The sequence below is a fragment of the Paenibacillus sp. GM1FR genome (genome assembly GCF_002803315.1).
Classification (GTDB): Bacteria; Bacillota; Bacilli; order Paenibacillales; family Paenibacillaceae; genus Paenibacillus; species Paenibacillus amylolyticus.
Genome location: NZ_MKZL01000023.1, coordinates 42,743 through 64,190, shown reverse-complemented (window position 1 = coordinate 64,190; position 21,448 = coordinate 42,743). Strand labels below are relative to the sequence as shown.

The following is a 21,448-nucleotide window of genomic DNA, read 5'->3' as shown; positions in this document are numbered from 1 at the left end:
GTAGCTATGTACGGACGGGATAAACGCTGAAAGCATCTAAGCGTGAAGCCCCCCTCAAGATGAGATTTCCCAGTATGTAAGACCCCTTGAAGACGACGAGGTAGATAGGCTGGGGGTGGAAGTGCAGCAATGCATGGAGCTGACCAGTACTAATCGGTCGAGGGCTTATCCAATTAGCAAGTTGTAATTCGCATGTTTCGTTTCGAATCTAGTTTTCAGAGAACGATCTCTGAATGTAAGCTAAGCTATGCGTTTGGTGGCGATGGCGGAGGGGTTCCACACGTACCCATCCCGAACACGACCGTTAAGCCCTCTAGCGCCGATGGTACTTGGACCGCAGGGTCCTGGGAGAGTAGGACGCCGCCAAGCGAAGAACCACTGCCGATGTTATTCGGTGGTGGTTTTTATTTGTTTATTTAAAGGGATGCGAAAGCATCTCTTATTTGACTTTGTAAGAATCCTCTGACACACTCTAAGGGGTACATATATCAGATATCAGGCCATGAATTGGATTGATAATAACTCTAGCGAATGGGGTGTAGGACAACATGGAAATTCAGAAATTGACGGTAGATGATTTTGAACCAGCGATGGCACTCTCCGAATATGCTTTTCAAGTAGTAATGAGCGAGGAACAAAAAGAAAAACGGCGCAGTCAATTTTCGTCACAGGATATATGGGGTGTATATGAGGACGGGCAGCTAGGAGCCAAACTTCACATCATTCCTTTTCAAACCTATATTCATGGCAGATCGTTCGAGATGGGCGGTATTGCGGGTGTTGCCACCTGGCCAGAGTATAGACGCAAAGGCTGGGTAGCGGGTCTGCTGAAGCATGCGTTGGAAGAAATGAATCGTAACAAACAGAGCATATCATTCTTGCATCCATTCTCTTTTGGTTTCTATCGGAAGTATGGATGGGAGACGTATGTTGAATTTAAACGTTATAAAGTACCTACAGCTCATTTGCCTCAGAAAAAAGCGACACCTGGAACAATTCGGCGTGGGGATCCGGGCCTCAGCATATTAAAGGAAGTATACAGTGCTTATGCTGAGCGTTATAACGGAACTCTGGTTCGGGATGATGCAAGGTGGGAAAATTCAGTTCTTGTTAATGGGACTAGCCAGAAGGCTGTATATTACGATGAAGCTGATGCAGCACAAGGCTATCTTTTATATGAGGTTAAGGAAAATAAATTTACCATTAAAGAGATCATCTATCTGAATGAAGAGGCTAGGCAAGGGCTGTGGACCTTCATTGCTAACCATGATTCCATGATCCAGGAAGTTACGTTGCAGGCGCCTGCCAGTGATACGCTTGCCTTCCAATTGGATAATCCACGGATTCAGCAGGAGATTGTACCTTATTTTATGGCGCGTATCGTTAGTGTAGAGCAGTTTATATCCCAGTATCCATTTGCAAGCCAGGACTCACCGGTGCAGATTGTACTTCAGGTAGAGGATGCCCACGCTCCATGGAATGAAGGGGTATGGCAATTAAACGTAGCAATGAACGGAACAGCGTCCATATGGAAAACATCGGAGCCAATTACTGATGATCAGATCATTAAGGTGGATATTCAATCCCTTACCGCGGTCCTGATGGGATATCGCAGACCAATAGAAATGGCACGAATTGGAAGAATTCACGGACCGAACACAGCAATCAAGGCTTTGGAACAAGCGATTCCTGAACGGGAAACCTATTTGCTCGATTTCTTCTGATGACTATGCCCACTGCTCCATTTAACTCGATTAGCTTATATAGAAATACGGCGTGATTGAAAGACAAATGGACTTCTCCAGCAATTTTGGGGAGGTTTTTTTGTGTCTGGGGAATATTTCGTGTAAAATCGTAAAAAATGAATAGTGACCCCACTTGGCAAAACCACAAAATATGCTATAATGGTTATAAAGTCAAAGAAAGTCAAAGTCAACTAAAGGTTTCATACTTAAGTAGCTTTCTTTCTACAATCTGATGCATGATCGCCAATATACGGGATTCATTTCATCGGAGGATCAAGGGAATATTAAAGGACCTTCGTGCTTCCTTCGCTCTCCTGTTAACACCTGTGGAAGCAAGATTCGCTGTTTCCCTGATTGGTTAAATGGGTAGAGAAGGTGTACTCTGTGGGGGCGTGTGGGTCCTTATTGACTTAACGTTTCAGACAGTGGAGGATGATTGGATGCGTAATATCTCTGATATTATCGAACGATATCTGAAGAGTATTTTGCATGAAAGTCCCGAAGGAATGGTTGAAATTCAGCGTAATGATCTGGCAGATCAATTCTCATGTGTACCTTCCCAGATCAATTATGTCATCAGCACACGTTTTACACTCGAGAAGGGATACCTGGTAGAGAGTAAACGCGGCGGTGGTGGTTATGTTCGCATACAGCGCATTGAATTACCGGCGCAATCAGCTCTGCATAATCATTTGCACCATAGTATTGGTGAAGAGATCGGGCAGACAGCTGCCGAAGGTCTGATCTATCAATTGGAAGAAGCGCGCTTCTTGAACAAGCGGGAAGCCGGGTTGATGCGAGCTGCTGTATCTAGAGAGGTTATATTGGTCAAACTTCCTTACCGGGATCAAATTCGTGCCAGAATGTTGAAGGCGATGTTAATATCTTTGCTCGGTAAATGAAAACTATCGGGGTCAAAGGAGGTACATCAATATGCTGTGCCAAGAATGCAATAAACGTCCGGCGACACTTCATTTTACGAAGATCGTAAATGGAGAGAAGACGGAATTCCATATTTGTGAGTCATGTGCCCGTGAAAAAGGGGAAATGATCCCTGGAACAGCAGGTGGGTTTTCCATTCACAACTTGTTGTCCGGATTGCTTGATTTTGATCCAGCCGGCAAAAGTGGATCGGCAGGAACACCACCTGCAAAAGCTCTTCAATGTGAAGAGTGTGGTATGACGTACGCACAATTTAGTAAGATAGGCCGGTTCGGCTGCAGTTCATGTTATAAATATTTTGACAGTCGTCTGGATCCTTTGTTCAAGCGGGTTCATGGTAATACGTCCCATGTAGGCAAAGTGCCTGCACGAGCTGGTGGTCGCATCAAGGTGAAACGGCAAATTGCTGATCTGAAGCGTGAGCTCCAAGAGAGCATCGCACAAGAGGAATTTGAAGAGGCGGCCCAGATCCGTGACCAGATCAGAGGACTTGAAAAAGGAATAGCTCAGGAGTAAAGTTTGTCATGAGTAGGAGGGATGCGTAATGCCTAATCTGCGCTTTACAGAGAAGGCGCTCAGCGACTGGATGCGCAGTGATGCGGCTGATTCCGAAATTGTCATTAGCAGCCGTGTCCGGATTGCACGCAACCTTCAGCATGTTCCGTTTCCGATGCTGGCTTCCAATGAGCAATCGGAAGAGGTGCTGAATAAGCTGAGCGAAGTACTTCAATACGATGACGTTCATGCCTTTGGGGATTTTCATACGTTGGATCTGATCGATATTGACGAACTCGACAAACGGGTGCTGGTGGAGAAACATCTCATCAGTCCAAGTCTTGCGAATGAATCCAGGAATGGTGCGGTTATTCTCAGTGAGGATGAGTCAGTCAGTATTATGATTAACGAAGAGGATCATCTTCGTATCCAGTGCCTCTATCCGGGGTTCCAGGTGAAAGAAGCCTGGGAGAAAGCTTCCGCAATAGATGATGCTTTTGAAGCGCATGTGGATTATGCTTTTGATGATCGCAGAGGATACTTAACCAGCTGTCCTACTAATGTAGGTACAGGTGTTAGAGCATCGGTTATGATGCACTTGCCTGCCTTGGTGATGACACAACAGATAGGCCGTATTCTAACCGCAGTTTCCCAAGTGGGATTGACGGTAAGAGGAATATACGGTGAAGGTAGCGAGGCGATGGGTAACCTGTTCCAGATCTCGAACCAGATTACATTGGGACAGACCGAACAGGAAGTCATTGAGAACCTGCATGGTGTTGTGTTACAGATGATTGGTCATGAACGTACAGCGAGAGAACGGTTAATTACCGACTCCAGACTGCGGATTACGGATCGGGTCATGCGTTCTTACGGCATATTGTCTCATGCAGCTATTGTTGATTCCAAGGAAGCTGCACAGCGCTTATCGGATGTACGCCTTGGCGTGGATCTCGGATTGTTGGATGGACTGTCCATCACGGTAATGAATGAGTTGAATGTGATGACACAGCCGGGATTTTTGCAGAAAACATTCGGGGAAGATATGCGCACAGACGAGCGTGACATCTACCGAGCTCAGTTGATTCGTGATACGATCAATGCAGCGAAGCAGTCCTAGTTTAACCTGATATTGTATTGAATTATGGTTTCATGCCGCATTGCGGCTTTTATATAATAAGGCATGTACAAATGCCGAATGACTTTATTCGCAGCATGGCTGCAAACAAAAATGATATGAAGAATACGACGGTTATTTCATTATATGACCCTCGTTTTATCCAAAACCATGGAGGTGCAGGAGATATGATGTTTGGAAGATTTACGGAACGGGCCCAAAAGGTGCTCGCACTCGCGCAGGAAGAAGCTGTCCGTCTCGGTCATAATAACATCGGTACTGAGCATATTTTGCTCGGCCTCATTCGTGAAGGCGAAGGCATCGCAGCCAAAGCACTGATCGGCCTGGGACTCGGATTGGAAAAAATTCAGGATGAAGTAGAAACGCTAATTGGCCGTGGCCAAGAGCAACCTACCAACATTGCATATACGCCACGTGCGAAAAAAGTAATTGAACTGTCTATGGATGAAGCTCGTAAATTGGGCCACACTTATGTAGGCACAGAGCATATCCTGCTCGGATTGATTCGTGAAGGCGAGGGTGTTGCAGCACGTGTGCTCAATAACCTGGGAATTAGTCTGAACAAAGCACGTCAACAAGTGTTGCAATTGCTTGGTAGCAGTGAAGCTGTATCCAGCCATAATGGCACACCTGCCAATGTAAGCACACCAACGCTGGACAGTCTGGCACGTGACCTCACGGCTTATGCGAGAGAGAACAACCTGGACCCAGTCATTGGACGTAGTAAAGAAATTGAACGTGTCATCCAGGTGCTCAGCCGTCGTACGAAGAACAACCCGGTATTGATCGGTGAGCCAGGTGTAGGTAAAACAGCGATTGCTGAAGGCCTTGCACAAAAAATCATTGCAAATGAGATTCCGGAAACATTGCGCGACAAACGTGTAATGACGCTGGATATGGGTTCAGTAGTCGCTGGAACCAAATATCGTGGTGAATTCGAAGATCGTCTGAAAAAAATCATGGATGAGATTCGCCAAGCAGGTAACATTGTCCTGTTTATCGACGAATTGCATACCTTGATTGGCGCAGGCGGGGCTGAAGGTGCCATCGATGCTTCTAACATTTTGAAACCGGCTCTGGCTCGTGGAGAATTGCAATGTATCGGTGCGACAACACTGGATGAATATCGTAAATACATCGAGAAGGATGCAGCGCTTGAGCGTCGTTTCCAACCGATTACTGTAGATCAGCCTTCTCCAGAAGAAGCGATTCAAATCTTGCACGGCTTGCGTGACCGTTATGAGGCGCATCACCGCGTGAAAATTACGGACGAAGCAATTGTGCAGGCCGTTAAACTGTCTGACCGTTACATTACAGACCGTTTCCTGCCAGATAAAGCGATTGACCTGATTGATGAAGCGGGTTCCAAAGTAAGATTGAACTCTTACACGATCCCACCAAACCTGAAACAACTGGAAAGCCGTCTGGAAGATATCCGTAAGGAAAAAGACGCTGCAGTTCAAAGTCAGGAGTTCGAAAAAGCAGCAGCTCTGCGTGATACGGAACAAAAAATCCGTGAAGAGCTGGATGTAACGAAGAACCAGTGGAAAGAGAAACAAGGTCGCACCGATTCCGAGGTTACTCCTGAGGATATCGCACAAGTGGTAGCCAGCTGGACAGGAATCCCTGTGAACCAACTGAAAGAAGAAGAGACACAGCGTCTGATGAATCTGGAGTCTATTCTACATGAACGTGTCATCGGTCAGGATGAGGCAGTGAAGTCTGTCAGCCGTGCGGTTCGTCGTGCTCGTGCGGGACTTAAAGATCCAAAACGTCCGATGGGTTCATTCATTTTCCTCGGCCCTACAGGGGTAGGTAAAACAGAACTTGCTCGTGCTCTGGCTGAAGCGATGTTCGGCGATGAAAATGCAGTAATCCGGATTGATATGTCCGAGTATGGTGAGAAGCACTCGACTTCCCGACTTGTCGGAGCGCCTCCAGGATATGTTGGGTACGAAGAAGGTGGCCAGCTGACAGAGAAAGTTCGTCGCAAACCATATTCCGTAGTCCTGCTCGATGAAATCGAGAAAGCACATCCAGAAGTATTCAATATCTTGTTACAAGTGCTTGAGGATGGTCGTCTGACGGATTCCAAAGGTCGCGTCGTTGACTTCCGCAATACGCTGATCATTCTAACATCCAACGTGGGTGCCGAAGCGATCAAACGTAACTCTACACTGGGCTTCACTGCAGTTGTAGATGCAGGAGCAGATTATGACAACATGAAGGGGAAAGTGATGGATGAGCTGAAGAAAAGCTTCCGTCCAGAGTTCCTTAACCGGATTGATGAAATTATAGTGTTCCACTCACTTGAAGAAAAACACATCGCTGAAATTGTTACGCTTATGAGTGAAGAACTTCGTAAACGACTGCTCGAACATGAGGTCGATTTCGAACTCACTGATAATGCCAAGTCTTTCCTTGCGAAGTCAGGCTTTGATCCAGCTTACGGTGCGCGTCCGCTTCGTCGGGCGATCCAGAAGCATATCGAGGACAAATTGTCCGAAGAGTTGCTCACAGGTAACGTAACCAAAGGGGATTCATTGCTCATCGACGAAGAGAACGGTGCACTGTCTGTTACGAAAAAAGACGTGGTCGTTCCGTCCAATGAGGAAATCGAAACTAAATAATATTTAGCAAGCTTTGGAGTTAAACTTCAGCTTGTATTGATCCATAATCCTTAATCAAATCCTTCTCGGCTTCGGCCGGGGAGGATTTTTTGCACTTTGGACAGAAGACGGACATGATTATGTCAGGAACATGTGTAAAGTTTGCGATAATCCTTTACGAAAAATCTCAAACAATGGTAAACTTTTAGTAACCCTGCACGTCAGGGAGTTTGGGTGAAATTCGTCGAATAATGCAAAATGCTGTTATAAAATTAAATTATAGGAGTGCTGAAGTGGCCAAAGTTAAAACCAAGTTTCAATGTACGGAATGCGGCTATGAAGCCCCCAAGTGGTACGGTAAGTGTCCGGGTTGTCAGTCATGGAATTCAATGGTGGAAGAAACAGAGACGGTGGTCAAAACACAAGGGAGAAATTCTCCTCTGTTTGACAGTAAAGATAAACCGCTTCCTATCATAGATATAGATAGCGGTCAGGAACCGCGTGTACAGACTGGAATCGGAGAGTTGAACCGAGTATTGGGTGGCGGAATCGTTCCGGGTTCACTCGTTCTGGTGGGCGGAGATCCGGGTATTGGTAAATCAACGTTGATGTTGCAGACGTCCCATGCTTTGACGCATTCGGGTTTGCGTGTGTTATATGTTTCCGGTGAGGAATCAGTCAAGCAAACCAAATTGCGGGCCGACCGTCTCGGGGCACTCTCTGCCGAGTTGTATGTACTGTGTGAAACCAATATGGAACGTGTAGAGGAAGCGGTGGATCAGATCCAGCCGCATTTTCTGGTCATCGACTCCATTCAGACGGTATATCTTCCCGAAGTTACCAGTGCGCCGGGTAGTGTAGCACAGGTAAGGGAATGTACGTCAAGGTTCATGCGGATTGCCAAAGGCAGAGGCATTGCAACGGTTCTTGTGGGGCATGTTACCAAAGAAGGTGCCATTGCCGGTCCACGTATGTTAGAACATATGGTGGATTGCGTGCTTTATTTTGAAGGAGAACGGCATCATACTTATCGCTTACTGCGTGCGGTGAAGAATCGTTTTGGTTCCACCAATGAGATTGGTATTTTTGAAATGGGCGAAGATGGACTTCGTGAAGTGGGCAATCCGTCCGAACTCTTTTTGTCGGAACGTCCACTAGGGGTAGCAGGTTCAACGGTAGTTGCCAGTATGGAGGGTACACGCCCTCTGCTTGTGGAATTGCAGGCGTTGATCTCGACGACCCATTTTCCTTCTCCCCGCCGTATGGCAACAGGGGTAGATCTGCATCGATTAAATCTGATTATTGCAGTGTTGGAGAAACGAATGGGGATGTTCTTACAGACCCAGGATGCATATCTGAACGTGGCTGGTGGAGTACGATTGGATGAGCCCGCTGTAGATTTGGCGGTTGCCGTCAGCATTGCATCCAGTTTGAGAGATGTACCGACCAAGCCGGATGACGTTATCTTTGGCGAGATTGGTCTGACAGGTGAGGTTCGAGCCGTATCACGGGCCGAACAACGAGTGAAGGAAGCCGCAAAGCTGGGCTTCAAACGAGTCATTTTACCAGAAAAAAGCTTAAAGGGCTGGAAACATCCTCGCGGGATACAACTGATCGGTGTGAATACCGTGGCAGATGCACTAGCGGTTGCTTTAGATTAGGGGGCATAACAAGATGAAAGATATGAGCCAACTGGATAATATGAATGAGTTGTTAAGGCTGATCGCACCAGGTACACCTTTCCGCGAAGGTCTGGAAAATGTGCTGCGCGCCAAGACGGGCGCACTGCTTGTTGTAGGATACAGCCCTGAAGTAATGGAAGTGGTGGATGGGGGATTCTCGATTAACTGTGATTTCTCCCCGAACTATCTGTATGAACTCGCCAAGATGGATGGAGCCATTATTCTTAGCGAGGATTTGAAGCGTATTCTTTACGCCAATACCCAGTTAATCCCGGACTCTTCGATCTCTTCATCAGAGACGGGGATTCGTCACCGGACGGCAGAGCGTGTAGCAAAGCAAACGGGTAAATTGGTCGTATCCATATCACAGCGCCGGAATATCATTACCTTGTATCAGGGAACACTTCGTTATTCCCTCAAGGAAATCGGGGTTATTTTGACCAAAGCGAATCAAGCGATCCAAACCCTGGAGAAATACAAAGCGGTATTAACACAGTCCCTTACGAATCTGAGTGCTTCGGAATTTGAGGAATTAGTAACGATTCCTGAAGTGGTTAATGTGATTCAGCGTACCGAAATGGTGATGCGGATCAAAACGGAAATCCAACGGTACATTCATGAACTCGGGAATGAGGGACGACTCATTTCCATGCAAATGGAAGAACTTGTGGGTACAACGGAAGAAGAAGCCTGGTTATTGTATAAAGACTATGCCCGTGACGACAGTGATGACAAAATCCGTGAAATTATCGTGGGACTGAAAAGATTGTCGGACGATGAGTTGCTGGATGCACATCATATTGTCCGTCTTCTCGGCTATCCATCATCAGCGGCTACTTCTGAGGATTCGGTTGCCCCTCGTGGATTCCGGGTATTAAATAAGATCCCCCGCCTGCCCAATGTCATTATCCATAATCTGGTGGATCAATTCGAACAATTGCCTCATGTTATTATGGCTACAATTGAAGAACTGGACGAAGTGGACGGTATTGGTGAAGTTCGTGCCCGGACCATTAAGGAAGGCCTGAAACGTTTGCAGGAGCAAATGTTTATCGACAGACAGATGTAAGGGTTTGCCTATATAAAGGCTTGAAATGGATGAGGTGAAACAACGATGCTAACCAGATTCATTCCGAATCTCTTTACCCTGGGTAATCTGTTTCTTGGAATGATGGCAATTTTGCTTGCGATTGATGGAAATTACAGTTTGGCTGCCATTATGGTCATTGTAGCGATGCTGCTGGATGGTCTGGATGGCCGAGTGGCACGTGCACTCAATGCTCAAAGTGAATTCGGTAAGGAACTTGATTCCTTGTCTGACATGGTTTCCTTTGGTGCAGCACCAGCCCTGATCATATTTATGGTGTCGTTTCAAGATTCGATGCCGATCCTCGCCTGGATTGCAACAGCGGCTTTTCCGATTTGTGGAGCCATTCGTCTTGCTCGATTTAATGTTCGTCCGGGAATTCCCGGGTACTTCACAGGTCTGCCGATACCGGCAGCCGGCGGGGTACTGGCCACACTGTCCTTGTTCAATAAGGATATTGGCCCGGTTAGCATGATGATTGCTACGTTGCTGTTATCGTATCTGATGGTGAGTTCGCTTAAATATCCCAATTTCAAAAAGGTCGGTTTGCCACGCAAGGCAATCTGGATTGCACCATGGGTTGTGTTATTTGCCATAGCTGTAGCCGTTATTTTCCCAGAGCAGTTATCCAAATTGATCTTTATTCCGCTGGTGTTATACGCCTTGTATGGAATGAAGCATAATGTGCGAACAGCGGCCTCGCGTAGTCGGGCGAAAAAGCGCAAGGATGAGAAATCTTCCCGTCCTTCCGATCGTTAAGTCGCCTTGGGGACAGACACTATACAAAGAAAGCACGTACTCTCCTGAACTGGAGAATGCGTGCTTTTTGTTTATTCAGATCTATTTACGGTAAAAGAAACCCTTACGGACGACATACATATCTTCTTACGACAGATTAAACATCCCTAACGTTGAACACTTCTGTGATTCGTGATTTACGACCTCTTCCATGTTAATGTCCAGCAGGTTGCAGAGAGCCGACATGTAGAACAGGTTCCGCCCTAGTTCAGAGCTGATGACCTCTCTGCAGTTCTCACACAACTCACCTTCCACATGCGTTTCCAGCAGGCCCTTGGTTTGAGCGATATCGCTCTCCGGGGCATATTTCTGCTTGGTGGCGTGCAGCTCGATGCAGCCGCATTCGGTAATGGCTTTGGACACGGCACGGTTAACAGACGCTCCGGCTTGTCCCGTTTTGGACAGTACATCAATCAGGCTGCGATGACGCAACAACAGTTCAGAAACTTGATCCTGGAAAGCCTGTAAACTTAGCGTACTCATTTTGCCACTCACCTCGGGATATGAATTGAATTCATTATATGCCAATAATTTACCTACTTTCAACTGACGATTGCAACATTTCCAAAAAGTTCTTGCGGATGGGATTAGCAATTCAGGAATTGGATCATACTGGATATAAAGATCAAGATACATTGAAGGAGGTGCAGGGACTAATGTGGAAAAAAGGCATTTTAACTTTTACAGGATTGTGCGGTGCATGGTTCGGCTACACGGCATATCATCTGGCAGGAAAATCGGTCCCATGGATGGCGGAGTGGATTCAGTCAGCAGGATTACTGGGAGCTGGTATATCGACTCTGCTGGGAGCTGTAATGTTTATGGCTGTATGTAATATTGGTGGAACATTGATGGCAGATAGGCTGCATAGTGGAATTGACTCATTGGCAAAAGTACCTATGAACGAATTGGCTGCAGGTGCTGCAGGTACAGTTGCAGGATTGCTCGTGGCCTTGTTGCTCTACCCTGTTGTGGGATGGATGGGGACGGCAGGAGAAGTGCTGCAAGTGGCGCTGACGGTGATTAGTGCTTATTGCGGTTATACCCTTGCCATGGCGAAGAAAGACGATCTGGGGGCCTTCTGGATGTCTGGACGATGGGGTCATCCCGAGGTGGACGAGGATAGACGGATGGAAGAACATAAAATTCTGGATACCAGTGTTATTATCGATGGGCGTATCGCTGATATATGCAAAACCGGATTTATTGAAGGCACGATCGTAATTCCGGAATTTGTTCTGGAGGAGTTACAGCATATTGCTGATTCATCGGATCTGCTCAAGCGGAACAGAGGACGGCGTGGACTGGACATTTTGAACAAAATCCAGAAGGAACTTGATGTAAAAGTCCTGATCTACGAGGGGGATTTCGAGGAAATCTCCGAGGTGGACAGCAAACTGGTTAAACTGGCTAAAGTGCTTCAGGGTAAAGTGGTCACCAATGACTTTAACCTGAACAAAGTGTGCGAACTCCAGGGTGTATCTGTGTTGAACATTAATGATCTCGCCAATGCGGTTAAGCCAGTTGTTCTGCCAGGTGAGGAGATCATGGTGCAGATCATCAAGGATGGCAAGGAGCATGGTCAAGGTGTAGCCTATCTGGATGATGGCACAATGATCGTTGTGGAGGGCGGACGCGAGTATATCGGCATGATGATGGAAGTGCTGGTGACCAGTGTGTTGCAGACTTCAGCGGGACGAATGATTTTTGCCAAGCCGAAACTGTTGGAAAAAGCCCAATAAAGCGGTATGATGGGTAGTGTATCGTTGAATGATATTGTATATCTTTGGACGATAAACTGACAGACAAGGCAGGGATTGCGGCATGGATAAAGGGTGGGGCGTTGTCATTGTGGCAGCAGGTCGCGGAACCCGGATGGGGACGACCGAGAGCAAACAGTTTCTGTTGCTGCAGGACAAGCCCGTTTTCATACATACGCTTGAGGTATTTGCTGTGCTGGACGAGATCCGCGAGATGGTGCTGGTCACAGGAACCGCAGATGTTGAACGCTGCCAGGATTGGGTAAAAGAATACCAACTGGATTCACGTGTCCGTGTTATCCCCGGAGGGAAAGAGAGACAACATTCTGTCCATAAAGGCCTTGAGGCACTTGGGACGGATTGGGTTCTCGTTCACGACGGGGTACGTCCTTTTGTGAACCATGAGCAGATCAAGGGATGCATGGCGGCCGCCATAGCCGGTGGTGGAGCAGCTGTACTGGCGGTTCCCGTGAAGGATACGATCAAACAAGTGAATGCGGAAGGAGTCGTTACGGCGACGCCAGACCGCAGCAGTCTGTGGAGCATTCAAACCCCGCAGGCTTTTCGTCTTTCTTCCCTGCTCTCCGCCTACGAATCAGCTGAGCAGGACGGATTTCTGGGAACAGATGATGCCATGCTGGCTGAACGTCAGGGAATGTCGGTCAAGGTTGTGGAAGGCAATTATACCAATATCAAATTAACAACGCCGGAAGATTTGAAATATGCTGCGTTTTTGCTGGGGGGAGAGAAGAAGCGATGATACGTGTAGGACAGGGATTTGATGTACATCAACTGGTAGAGGGACGCCCGTGTATTATTGGCGGAGTAACGATTCCTTATGAAAAAGGACTGCTGGGTCACTCGGACGCAGACGTGCTGTTGCACGCGATTAGTGATGCCATTTTGGGTGCGCTGGCACTTGGGGATATTGGCAAGCACTTCCCGGATACCGATCCGGAATTCAAAGATGCCGACAGCCTGAAATTGCTGGAGCATGTATGGCAGCTTGTGAAGGATCGCGGGTATAAGCTAGGGAATATCGATTCAACGATTATTGCCCAGAAGCCAAAGATGGCTCCTTATATCCCACAGATGGCTGAGGTTATTGCCAAGGCACTGGAAGCGGATGTAACACAGGTGAACGTGAAAGCAACAACAACAGAGCAACTGGGATTCCCGGGACGGGGAGAGGGCATTGCCGCTCAATCCGTTGTTTGCCTTGTACGTGTGTGATATCATCAATCAATTAGTGACGGAGGGGATCATATGAGCACGGATATTCGTGTGCGTTACGCGCCGAGCCCAACGGGACACCTGCATATCGGGAATGCCCGTACGGCGTTGTTTAACTATTTATATGCCAAACATAATAACGGTAAATTCATTATTCGTATTGAAGATACGGACGTGAAACGGAATATTGCCGGTGGTGAAGAAAGCCAACTGAAATACCTGAAATGGCTCGGAATTGAGTGGGACGAAAGTATTGACGTGGGTGGAGAATACGGACCATACCGTCAAACGGAACGTCTGGACCTCTATCGTAAATATACGCAGGAATTGCTGGATAAAGGTCTGGCTTACCGTTGCTTCTGCACGGAAGAAGAATTGGAGCAAGAGCGCGAGGAACAGTCAGCACGTGGAGAAACACCGCGTTATTCTGGCAAACACCGTGACCTGACTCCAGAGCAAATTAGTGCGTTTGAAGCGGAAGGCCGCGTAGCGAGTATTCGTTTCCGTGTGCCGGAAGAGCGCACATATACGTTTGATGATATGGTTAAAGGCACAATCTCGTTCAACAGCAAGGAATCCGGCGACTTCGTCATTGTGAAAAAAGATGGCATTCCCACATACAACTATGCCGTTGCTGTGGATGATCACTTGATGAAGATCTCCCACGTCCTGCGTGGGGAAGATCACATCTCGAACACGCCGCGTCAACTGATGATCTATGAAGCGCTTGGCTGGGAGCCACCGCAATTCGGTCATATGACGTTGATCGTGAATGAAAATCACAAGAAGCTGAGTAAACGGGATGAGTCCGTTATCCAGTTTATTGAGCAGTATGACCAGCTCGGCTATTTGCCTGAAGCGATGTTTAACTTTATTTCCTTACTCGGCTGGTCACCGGAAGGGGAAGAAGAGATCTTCTCGCAAGAGCAACTGATCTCCATTTTTGATACGAAACGTCTGTCCAAGAGCCCTGCGGTATTTGATACCCACAAGCTGGCTCACTTGAACAACCACTATATCAAACATGCTGACCCGGAACGTATTGCCGAAATGGCCATTCCGCATCTGCAAAAGGCTGGACGTATTTCTTCCGAGCTGTCTGCTGAACAAAAAGAATGGGCTTATACGCTGGTACACCTGTACCAAGAGCAGATGAATTCTGCCTCCGATATTGTCGAATTGTCGGAAGTATTCTTCCGTTCCAATCTGGAGCTTGAAAGTGAAGGAGAAGCAGTGCTTGCGGAGGAGCAGGTGCCAACTGTACTGAAGGCATTTGCGGATAAAGTACAGGCGAGCGAAGAGTTTACTCCAAGCAAAATGGCTGCATTGATCAAGGAAGTACAGAAAGAAACCGGCTTTAAGGGCAAACAGCTCTTTATGCCAATTCGTGTAGCCTTGACTGGACAGACGCATGGACGGGATTTGAACCAAACGATCGTGCTTCTGGGTCGTGATACGGTGATCGAACGTTTGCTTGCACAAGTAAAATAATCTTAGTCGAAGACATTCCGTTTATTTGGAATCTGAACACAGTCCTACGATGGATAGATTACGTAGGAGGCTGTTGTCAGTCTGAGGCCTTTTCGCTATAATAACAACACAACGAATAATTGATATGATTTATCTAATAGAACAGCAAAGATCGGGAGGAGTAGACTGACCCGGACAGATTCAGAGAGGATGGTCCCGTAGCAAAGAGAGATTTCTTTGGATGCGGTGGCTGTGAACCATCCACTGTCCATCAGTCGAAATGCGCCCGTGAGCTGCACAGCCGAATCCGGCCCCGCCTTTGTCGATCATGACATGGGAAAACGTTAGGATAGGTTGTGACGATTGGTTTCCGTTACCAAACCGCTTGAGGGCTCATTCTATTTAAGAATGGACCGAGCAGAGTGGGACCGCGATAAACGCCTCTGCAGCTAAATGCTGCAGGGGCGTTTTTTTGTTTAGGCGAGTGTGCAGTACACTACCAAGGAACGCGCCGTCCGGTAAGCCGGAGGACGGGAACCTGAACAAGAGGGGAACGAGCATGTTCAAGAAGATCAGATCAGATATCCAGGCGGTGTTTGAAAACGATCCGGCGGCCCGAGGTTGGTTTGAGGTGGTATTCACCTACTCAGGGCTGCATGCGATATGGGCACACCGGATCGCTCATTTTTTATACAAGCGAAGATGGTTCTCGGTTGCCCGGTTCATTTCGCAGGTTAGCCGTTTTATGACAGGAATCGAGATACATCCTGGAGCTACGATCGGAAATCGGTTGTTTATTGACCATGGAATGGGCGTCGTTATTGGAGAAACATGTGAGATTGGCGATGATGTCGTTATCTATCAGGGGGTTACCCTGGGCGGAACAGGGAAAGAAAAAGGGAAGAGACATCCGACCATTGGTAATAATGTGGTTATCTCATCCGGAGCCAAGGTGCTGGGTTCATTTAGCGTGGGGGATCAGTGTAACATTGGTGCAAACTCCGTTGTGCTTAAGGAGGTCCCTTCCAATAGTACCGTGGTAGGTATACCGGGTAGAATTGTTAAACAGGATGGCCGACGGGTAGATCGCCTCAGTCAGCAATTGCCCGATCCAGTCGTTGACTCCTTGCGTGGTATGCAAAAAGAACTCGAACGATTGCAGGAAGAAGTACGTACACTGCAAAATGCCCGTGAAAATGAGACTGTGCGTGATACGTGATACAATAAATAAAGGCAGTATAGGATGAAAGGATAAGTGACCATGACGCTTCAGATTTATAATACGATGAGTCGTACCAAAGAGAAATTTGTTCCCCAAGAGCCAGGGAAAGTGAAAATGTATGTCTGCGGACCAACGGTATATGACTACATTCATATCGGGAATGCACGCCCGGTTATCTTTTTCGACACGGTTCGTGGATACCTGGAACAGACAGGACATGATGTGAACTATGTGGTGAACTTCACGGATGTGGACGATAAGTTGATTCGCAAAGCAGAACAACTTGGAACAGACGTTCCTCACGTGGCTGAGAAATTTATTGCTGCCTATTATGAAGACATTGAGGGATTGGGTATTCCCAAGGCAAGCAGCAATCCGAGAGTAACGGAAAACATGCCGCTGATCATTGATTTTATCCGTGAGCTGGTTGAAAAAGGATTTGCGTATGAAAATGGCGGTGACGTCTATTATCGCACAGGCAAATTCAGCGAATATGGCAAACTTTCGAAACAAAACCTGCAGGAGCTGCAATTTGGAATCCGTGTGGGTGTGGACGAGCGCAAAGAGCATCCCGAAGATTTTGTGCTCTGGAAGGCTGCCAAACCAGGTGAGATCTATTGGTCCAGTCCTTGGGGCGATGGTCGACCAGGCTGGCATATTGAGTGCTCCGCCATGGCTAGGGAGTACCTTGGGGATACATTGGACATTCACGGGGGTGGACAGGATTTGCAGTTCCCGCACCATGAGTGCGAATGCGCCCAATCCGAAGTATTAACAGGTAAACCACTTGCGAACTACTGGATGCATAATGGATTCATCCGGATTGATAACGAGAAGATGTCGAAATCACTCGGTAATGGTGTTCTGGTTAAAGACTTGCGGAATCAATATAAACGCGAAGCGATTCGTTATTTCATGTTGTCGACCCACTATCGCAACCCATTGAACTTCACGGATGATACGATGGAGCAGGCACAGAACAGTGTGGACCGGATTGCAAATGCGGTAGGTAACCTGAACCATCGTCTGAATGCAGTAACTGTTGATCAGGATATCACAGCAGAGTTTGCGGCAAGACTCGACCAAATTCGTCAGCAGTATCACGAGAAGATGCAAGATGATTTCAATACTCCTGATGCAATTACTGCGATGTTTGAGTGGGCAGGGGAAGCCAACCAACTGTTGCAGCAAGAAGTAGTTAATGCGGCAGACATTCGTGCACTCCTCGAATTGTTCAGTGAATTGAATGCTGTGCTGCGCATCTATACTGACGCAGAGCCAGAACTTCTGGATGAGGAAGTAGAACGTCTGATTGAAGAACGTGTAGAAGCGCGCAAGTCCAAAAACTGGGCAAGAGCGGATGAAATTCGCGATGAATTGTCTGCACGTGGTATTCTGCTTGAAGATACGGCGCAGGGCATGAGATGGCGGCGCAAATGAGCGAAGGACATCCAACTACACCAAAACAACAGGAGCAGGTCACAGAGGGAGGGTGGTTCCCATATCCTCCTTCCAGACCTGCGAGGTTGATTCCACCTATTGCACTGGCCTATATTGGTGATGCGGTATATGAGGTAGCTGTTCGTCAATATCTGCTGTCGAAGGCCAACATGCGTCCCAATCATTTGCACCGTAGTGCAACCGGGTTGGTATCAGCGAAGGCACAGAGCCGCATACTTACAACGATTGAGGCTGAACTGACAGAGGAAGAACGTGATATCGTCCGGCAAGGGCGGAATGCCAAGTCGGGTAGTGTACCCAAAAATGCAGATGTGTTGGAATACAGACATGCCACAGCTTTTGAATGTCTCATTGGTTACCTCTACAGCAGTGGTCATCATGATCGCATGATTGAACTGATCGGGCTTGGCATTGAGCACGCGGAACAACAATCGCCATCACCGACAAAAAAATAGAAATTTCAACAAAACAACGCATTACAGAGAGGATCGAACAACGATGGAAGAAGAATGGATCGCCGGTAAACACTCCGTGACGGAGGCGCTGCGTTCAGGCCGGACCATTAATAAAATATGGATTGCCGATACAGCACAGAAACATCTGACTCAACCTATTATCTCGGAAGCTAAAAAACTAGGTATTGTCATTCAACACGTGGACAAGCGTAAGCTGGATCAAACGGTACCAGGCATTCAGCATCAGGGGGTAGTTGCTCAAGCAGCACCTTACGCTTATGTGGAGGTGGAAGACATTCTTGCCGCAGCAAAAGCGAAGAATGAGCATCCTTTCCTGATTCTGCTGGATGAGATTGAAGATCCTCATAACCTGGGGTCTATTTTGCGGACAGCAGATTGCACGGGTGCGCATGGCGTCATTGTACCGAAACGTCGCTCGGCAGCGGTAACCGTGACAGTATCCAAAACATCAGCAGGCGCTGTGGAGTACGTGCCAGTGGCTCGGGTAAGTAATCTTGGTCAGACCATCGATCGCCTCAAAGAGGAAGGTGTATGGGTTGTAGGGACAGATGTCACGGCTCATGAAGGTGTCTTTGGTAATGGGGTCTTTACTGGCCCTGTGGCATTGGTAATCGGAAATGAGAACAAGGGAATGGGACGACTTATTCGTGAGAAATGCGATGTGCTGATCAAACTACCAATGCAAGGTCAGATTAATTCCCTGAATGCTTCCGTGGCAGCGGGGGTTGTCATGTACGAAGTGCTCCGCTCGCGTCAAGCGCAGGAATAGAAGGTATGGCTGATTCCCGTGATGTGCTTCTTGTAGACGGGTACAACATGATTGGCGACTGGCCGGAATTAACCAAACTGGCGGAAAGTGGGCTCGAAGAGGCACGTAACAGGCTTCTCTTTCGTCTTGCAGACTACCAGGCTTTCTCCGGCCGTCGAGTCATTGTTGTGTTTGACGCCTACCTCGTGCCTGGACTCGGTAAATCCTTTACTCAGAGCAAAGTGCAGATCTATTTTACAAAGGAAAAAGAGACGGCAGACGAATGCATTGAAAGACTCGTTCGGGAACTAAGCATGCGAAGACGCCAAATCTATGTGGCTACGAGCGATATGGTAGAGCAACATGTTATTTTTGGACAGGGAGCGCTACGCGTATCTGCAAGGGAGTTACTAATTGAAGTTGAGCAGAACGAAAAAGAATTAAAAAAACGACTGGAAGAAGATCAGGCGAAGACCACGCGTAACACACTCGGGGGTAAGTTAAGTCCCGATGTATTAAAAGAGTTTGAGCGATGGCGCCGGGAATAACAGCACGTTTTTACAAAATTTAGAATATTGAAACTCTTGACATTTATGTTATTGATGTTCTTTTTTAGGCAGAGCGTGGTTGACGGTGTGAGGTAGCATCATATATACTGATCCTATATTTCATAGAGTAGAGTAACGGGGTACCTTGCGTTGCAGCCGGAGGGATTGTCTGTGAGTGTCGACCTCAAAGATATCATGTTATCTAAGTATGATTACCAAAGTGACGAAGACATTGTCGAAGCTTTCCGTGAAGGCGAAAGCGAAGCGTTAGAGTTTCTAATTAACAAATATCGTAACTTTGTACGCGCCAAGGCAAGATCTTATTTTCTGATTGGGGCAGACCGGGAAGATATTATTCAAGAAGGAATGATTGGCCTCTACAAATCCATTCGAGATTTCAAAGGGGACAAGCTGGCTTCGTTCAAGGCTTTTGCCGAACTGTGTATTACAAGACAGATCATCACGGCGATTAAGACAGCAACACGTCAGAAGCATATTCCGCTTAATTCTTATGTATCTCTGGACAAGCCTATTTATGACGAAGAGTCTGATCGTACGTTACTCGATGTGATTTGTGGAACCCAAGTCAGTGATCCGGAAGAACTTATCATCAATCAGGAAGAGTTTGTGGGCCTGGAAGATAAAATGTCCGAGATTCTGAGTGATCTGGAACGTAAAGTATTGATGTTGTATCTGGACGGGAGATCTTATCAAGAGATTGCAGTAGATTTGGACAGACATGTGAAGTCCATTGATAATGCACTTCAGCGCGTCAAGCGCAAACTTGAAAAGTACCTGGAAGTTCGAGATAATTAAACACATGTTGTCGTTGACGGAAAAGGCTCGGTGTTTGAGTCTTTTTTTAGTGTCTCAAGTTTATAAAATCTAAGAATGTTTATACTAGTAATCGCTCGGTCCAAGCAGGAGAAGAGAAAAACAGAGATGAGAAACGAATGTACGTTGTACGGAAGTAATACCCAATGAATGAAAGACTATTCTTTCATTGACATGGTTATACCCTTGTGATAAAGTGTTTTAGGTAGGCCTAAATTTATGGCTTTTTTTCAGGATCAATTTAGAGACTCTGCTTGAATGTGGAAGTCTTCGGGAGGTGTACATCATGCGGGTAATTATTACTTTGGCTTGTACTAACTGCAAACAAAGAAATTACACTACGACAAAAAACAAGCGTAATCACCCCGACCGCATGGAGATGAAGAAATTTTGCAAGTTTTGTAACGAGCAGACTTCTCATCGCGAAACCAGATAGTTTTTGGAGGTGTCGGCGTGAAACGAAGTTTCAAATCTCTGATTTCCTTTTTCTCAGAAAGCTGGGCTGAACTTAAAAAAGTTCGCTGGCCTAATCGTAAAGAGCTGACCAACTACACATTGATCGTACTTGGTACTGTTGTGGTTATGACGCTGTTTTTTTGGGTCATTGACATTGGCATCTCCTTTGTGATCGAAGCGATTATTTAAGAAGGGTTCCGGTGGCTTGATATGGAAAAAAGATGGTACGTCGTTCATACCTATTCAGGGTATGAGAACAAGGTCAAAGCCAATTTGGAAAAACGCGTAGAGTCTATGGGCATGGAAGACAAGATATTCCGCGTTCTTGTTCCTATGGAAGAAGAAGTGGTAAACAAGGACGGTAAGAAAAAAACCGTTATGCGTAAAGTTTACCCCGGTTATGTCTTGGTGGAAATGGTACAGACGGATGATTCTTGGTATGTTGTTCGCAACACACCAGGGGTTACAGGATTTGTCGGTTCGACAGGTTCTGGGTCCAAACCAACTGCATTGTTGCCTGAAGAAGTGGAACAAATTCTGAAGCACATGGGAATGGTTGAGCCTAAGCCGAAAATTGAGTTCGATATTAAGGAATCCGTGCGTATTAAAGTCGGTCCTTTTGCGAATTTCGTAGGCTCCGTGGAAGAAATTTTGGTAGAGAAAAGCAAGTTGAAAGTGCACGTGAACATGTTTGGACGGGAAACACCGCTTGAGTTGGAATACACGCAAGTGGAGAAGATATAG

At 46.9% G+C, this 21,448-nt stretch carries 22 protein-coding genes and 2 rRNA genes; 23 read left to right on the top strand and 1 reads right to left on the bottom strand.

Features of this window, described 5'->3' with window-relative positions; translation table 11 throughout:
* The 10 genes from PAEAM_RS18470 to pssA form a co-directional block, all read left to right on the top strand.
* Positions 1-173: ribosomal RNA gene (locus PAEAM_RS18470) — 23S ribosomal RNA — on the top strand; the annotation flags it as partial.
* A 79-nt stretch (positions 174-252) separates the two neighbouring features.
* A 5S ribosomal RNA gene (gene rrf / locus PAEAM_RS18465) occupies positions 253-369 on the top strand.
* Between the two features lie 179 nt (positions 370-548).
* Positions 549-1,724 carry a GNAT family N-acetyltransferase gene (locus tag PAEAM_RS18460; protein WP_100528522.1) on the top strand — a complete coding sequence of 392 codons (1,176 nt, stop codon included), beginning with the start codon at positions 549-551 and terminating at the stop codon, positions 1,722-1,724.
* 461 nt (positions 1,725-2,185) lie between these two features.
* Entirely contained in the window at positions 2,186-2,647 is a 462-nt protein-coding gene (locus PAEAM_RS18455) for a CtsR family transcriptional regulator (RefSeq protein ID WP_036671579.1), read from the top strand.
* Between the two features lie 31 nt (positions 2,648-2,678).
* Positions 2,679-3,203: a protein-arginine kinase activator protein McsA gene (gene mcsA / locus PAEAM_RS18450; protein ID WP_036607138.1), complete on the top strand. Its 525-nt coding sequence runs from the start codon at positions 2,679-2,681 to the stop codon at positions 3,201-3,203.
* 28 nt (positions 3,204-3,231) lie between these two features.
* Complete coding sequence (gene mcsB, locus PAEAM_RS18445) at positions 3,232-4,302, top strand: protein-arginine kinase McsB (protein WP_036607140.1); 1,071 nt, start codon at positions 3,232-3,234, stop codon at positions 4,300-4,302.
* A 185-nt stretch (positions 4,303-4,487) separates the two neighbouring features.
* Entirely contained in the window at positions 4,488-6,950 is a 2,463-nt protein-coding gene (locus PAEAM_RS18440) for an ATP-dependent Clp protease ATP-binding subunit (protein WP_036607223.1), read from the top strand.
* Positions 6,951-7,222: 272 nt separating this feature from the next.
* On the top strand, positions 7,223-8,590 hold the full coding sequence (gene radA, locus PAEAM_RS18435) for a DNA repair protein RadA (protein WP_036671578.1): 1,368 nt from the start codon (positions 7,223-7,225) through the stop codon (positions 8,588-8,590).
* Between the two features lie 13 nt (positions 8,591-8,603).
* Complete coding sequence (gene disA / locus PAEAM_RS18430; RefSeq protein WP_036607144.1) at positions 8,604-9,680, top strand: DNA integrity scanning diadenylate cyclase DisA; 1,077 nt, start codon at positions 8,604-8,606, stop codon at positions 9,678-9,680.
* Between the two features lie 45 nt (positions 9,681-9,725).
* The gene (gene pssA / locus PAEAM_RS18425) at positions 9,726-10,457 is read left to right on the top strand and encodes a CDP-diacylglycerol--serine O-phosphatidyltransferase (protein WP_017692048.1); all 732 of its coding nucleotides are present in this window, start codon (positions 9,726-9,728) and stop codon (positions 10,455-10,457) included.
* 126 nt (positions 10,458-10,583) lie between these two features.
* Here the strand turns inward: pssA and PAEAM_RS18420 are convergent, their stop codons facing one another.
* Positions 10,584-10,979, bottom strand: a complete 396-nt coding sequence (locus PAEAM_RS18420) for a nucleoside triphosphate pyrophosphohydrolase family protein (RefSeq protein ID WP_017692049.1) — start codon at positions 10,977-10,979, stop codon at positions 10,584-10,586.
* 173 nt (positions 10,980-11,152) lie between these two features.
* Here PAEAM_RS18420 and PAEAM_RS18415 point away from each other — a divergent pair, with 173 nt between their 5' ends.
* The 13 genes from PAEAM_RS18415 (at position 11,153) to nusG (ending at position 21,448) form a co-directional block, all read left to right on the top strand.
* A complete protein-coding gene (locus PAEAM_RS18415; protein WP_100528521.1) occupies positions 11,153-12,238 on the top strand; it encodes a PIN/TRAM domain-containing protein in 1,086 nt (361 codons plus the stop codon).
* 82 nt (positions 12,239-12,320) lie between these two features.
* Entirely contained in the window at positions 12,321-13,016 is a 696-nt protein-coding gene (gene ispD / locus PAEAM_RS18410) for a 2-C-methyl-D-erythritol 4-phosphate cytidylyltransferase (RefSeq protein WP_076320294.1), read from the top strand.
* Positions 13,013-13,489, top strand: coding sequence for a 2-C-methyl-D-erythritol 2,4-cyclodiphosphate synthase (gene ispF / locus PAEAM_RS18405; protein ID WP_017692052.1), 477 nt, complete (start codon positions 13,013-13,015; stop codon positions 13,487-13,489). Before ispD ends, ispF begins: the two co-directional genes overlap by 4 nt.
* Positions 13,490-13,522: 33 nt before the next feature.
* Positions 13,523-14,980 carry a glutamate--tRNA ligase gene (gene gltX, locus PAEAM_RS18400; RefSeq protein ID WP_036607153.1) on the top strand — a complete coding sequence of 486 codons (1,458 nt, stop codon included), beginning with the start codon at positions 13,523-13,525 and terminating at the stop codon, positions 14,978-14,980.
* 538 nt (positions 14,981-15,518) lie between these two features.
* Complete coding sequence (gene cysE, locus PAEAM_RS18395) at positions 15,519-16,178, top strand: serine O-acetyltransferase (RefSeq protein ID WP_036607155.1); 660 nt, start codon at positions 15,519-15,521, stop codon at positions 16,176-16,178.
* A 42-nt stretch (positions 16,179-16,220) separates the two neighbouring features.
* Positions 16,221-17,621 carry a cysteine--tRNA ligase gene (gene cysS, locus PAEAM_RS18390; RefSeq protein WP_017692055.1) on the top strand — a complete coding sequence of 467 codons (1,401 nt, stop codon included), beginning with the start codon at positions 16,221-16,223 and terminating at the stop codon, positions 17,619-17,621.
* Positions 17,618-18,097 (top strand): Mini-ribonuclease 3, encoded by a 480-nt coding sequence (locus PAEAM_RS18385; RefSeq protein ID WP_100528520.1) that lies wholly within the window; start codon positions 17,618-17,620, stop codon positions 18,095-18,097. Before cysS ends, PAEAM_RS18385 begins: the two co-directional genes overlap by 4 nt.
* A gap of 43 nt (positions 18,098-18,140) precedes the next feature.
* Positions 18,141-18,887, top strand: a complete 747-nt coding sequence (gene rlmB / locus PAEAM_RS18380; RefSeq protein WP_017692057.1) for a 23S rRNA (guanosine(2251)-2'-O)-methyltransferase RlmB — start codon at positions 18,141-18,143, stop codon at positions 18,885-18,887.
* A gap of 5 nt (positions 18,888-18,892) precedes the next feature.
* Entirely contained in the window at positions 18,893-19,414 is a 522-nt protein-coding gene (locus PAEAM_RS18375; RefSeq protein ID WP_036607162.1) for an NYN domain-containing protein, read from the top strand.
* A 171-nt stretch (positions 19,415-19,585) separates the two neighbouring features.
* Positions 19,586-20,230: an RNA polymerase sporulation sigma factor SigH gene (sigH, locus tag PAEAM_RS18370; RefSeq protein WP_017692059.1), complete on the top strand. Its 645-nt coding sequence runs from the start codon at positions 19,586-19,588 to the stop codon at positions 20,228-20,230.
* 304 nt (positions 20,231-20,534) lie between these two features.
* The gene (gene rpmG, locus PAEAM_RS18365; RefSeq protein WP_072735843.1) at positions 20,535-20,684 is read left to right on the top strand and encodes a 50S ribosomal protein L33; all 150 of its coding nucleotides are present in this window, start codon (positions 20,535-20,537) and stop codon (positions 20,682-20,684) included.
* Positions 20,685-20,701: 17 nt separating this feature from the next.
* Complete coding sequence (gene secE, locus PAEAM_RS18360; protein ID WP_017692060.1) at positions 20,702-20,893, top strand: preprotein translocase subunit SecE; 192 nt, start codon at positions 20,702-20,704, stop codon at positions 20,891-20,893.
* Between the two features lie 21 nt (positions 20,894-20,914).
* A complete protein-coding gene (gene nusG / locus PAEAM_RS18355; protein ID WP_036607165.1) occupies positions 20,915-21,448 on the top strand; it encodes a transcription termination/antitermination protein NusG in 534 nt (177 codons plus the stop codon).

Excerpts from the sequence above, each read along its gene's own strand:
- rpmG (WP_072735843.1), top strand. The coding sequence starts at position 20,535 with ATGCGGGTAATTATTACTTTGGCTTGTACTAACTGCAAACAAAGAAAT.
- disA (WP_036607144.1), top strand. The coding sequence starts at position 8,604 with ATGAAAGATATGAGCCAACTGGATAATATGAATGAGTTGTTAAGGCTG.
- PAEAM_RS18385 (WP_100528520.1), top strand. The coding sequence starts at position 17,618 with ATGAGCGAAGGACATCCAACTACACCAAAACAACAGGAGCAGGTCACA.
- cysS (WP_017692055.1), top strand. The coding sequence starts at position 16,221 with ATGACGCTTCAGATTTATAATACGATGAGTCGTACCAAAGAGAAATTT.
- cysE (WP_036607155.1), top strand. The coding sequence starts at position 15,519 with ATGTTCAAGAAGATCAGATCAGATATCCAGGCGGTGTTTGAAAACGAT.
- rlmB (WP_017692057.1), top strand. The coding sequence starts at position 18,141 with ATGGAAGAAGAATGGATCGCCGGTAAACACTCCGTGACGGAGGCGCTG.
- mcsB (WP_036607140.1), top strand. The coding sequence starts at position 3,232 with ATGCCTAATCTGCGCTTTACAGAGAAGGCGCTCAGCGACTGGATGCGC.
- nusG (WP_036607165.1), top strand. The coding sequence starts at position 20,915 with ATGGAAAAAAGATGGTACGTCGTTCATACCTATTCAGGGTATGAGAAC.
- gltX (WP_036607153.1), top strand. The coding sequence starts at position 13,523 with ATGAGCACGGATATTCGTGTGCGTTACGCGCCGAGCCCAACGGGACAC.
- PAEAM_RS18375 (WP_036607162.1), top strand. The coding sequence starts at position 18,893 with ATGGCTGATTCCCGTGATGTGCTTCTTGTAGACGGGTACAACATGATT.
- PAEAM_RS18455 (WP_036671579.1), top strand. The coding sequence starts at position 2,186 with ATGCGTAATATCTCTGATATTATCGAACGATATCTGAAGAGTATTTTG.
- mcsA (WP_036607138.1), top strand. The coding sequence starts at position 2,679 with ATGCTGTGCCAAGAATGCAATAAACGTCCGGCGACACTTCATTTTACG.
- PAEAM_RS18440 (WP_036607223.1), top strand. The coding sequence starts at position 4,488 with ATGATGTTTGGAAGATTTACGGAACGGGCCCAAAAGGTGCTCGCACTC.
- ispD (WP_076320294.1), top strand. The coding sequence starts at position 12,321 with ATGGATAAAGGGTGGGGCGTTGTCATTGTGGCAGCAGGTCGCGGAACC.
- PAEAM_RS18460 (WP_100528522.1), top strand. The coding sequence starts at position 549 with ATGGAAATTCAGAAATTGACGGTAGATGATTTTGAACCAGCGATGGCA.
- pssA (WP_017692048.1), top strand. The coding sequence starts at position 9,726 with ATGCTAACCAGATTCATTCCGAATCTCTTTACCCTGGGTAATCTGTTT.
- PAEAM_RS18415 (WP_100528521.1), top strand. The coding sequence starts at position 11,153 with ATGTGGAAAAAAGGCATTTTAACTTTTACAGGATTGTGCGGTGCATGG.
- ispF (WP_017692052.1), top strand. The coding sequence starts at position 13,013 with ATGATACGTGTAGGACAGGGATTTGATGTACATCAACTGGTAGAGGGA.
- PAEAM_RS18420 (WP_017692049.1), bottom strand. The coding sequence starts at position 10,979 with ATGAGTACGCTAAGTTTACAGGCTTTCCAGGATCAAGTTTCTGAACTG.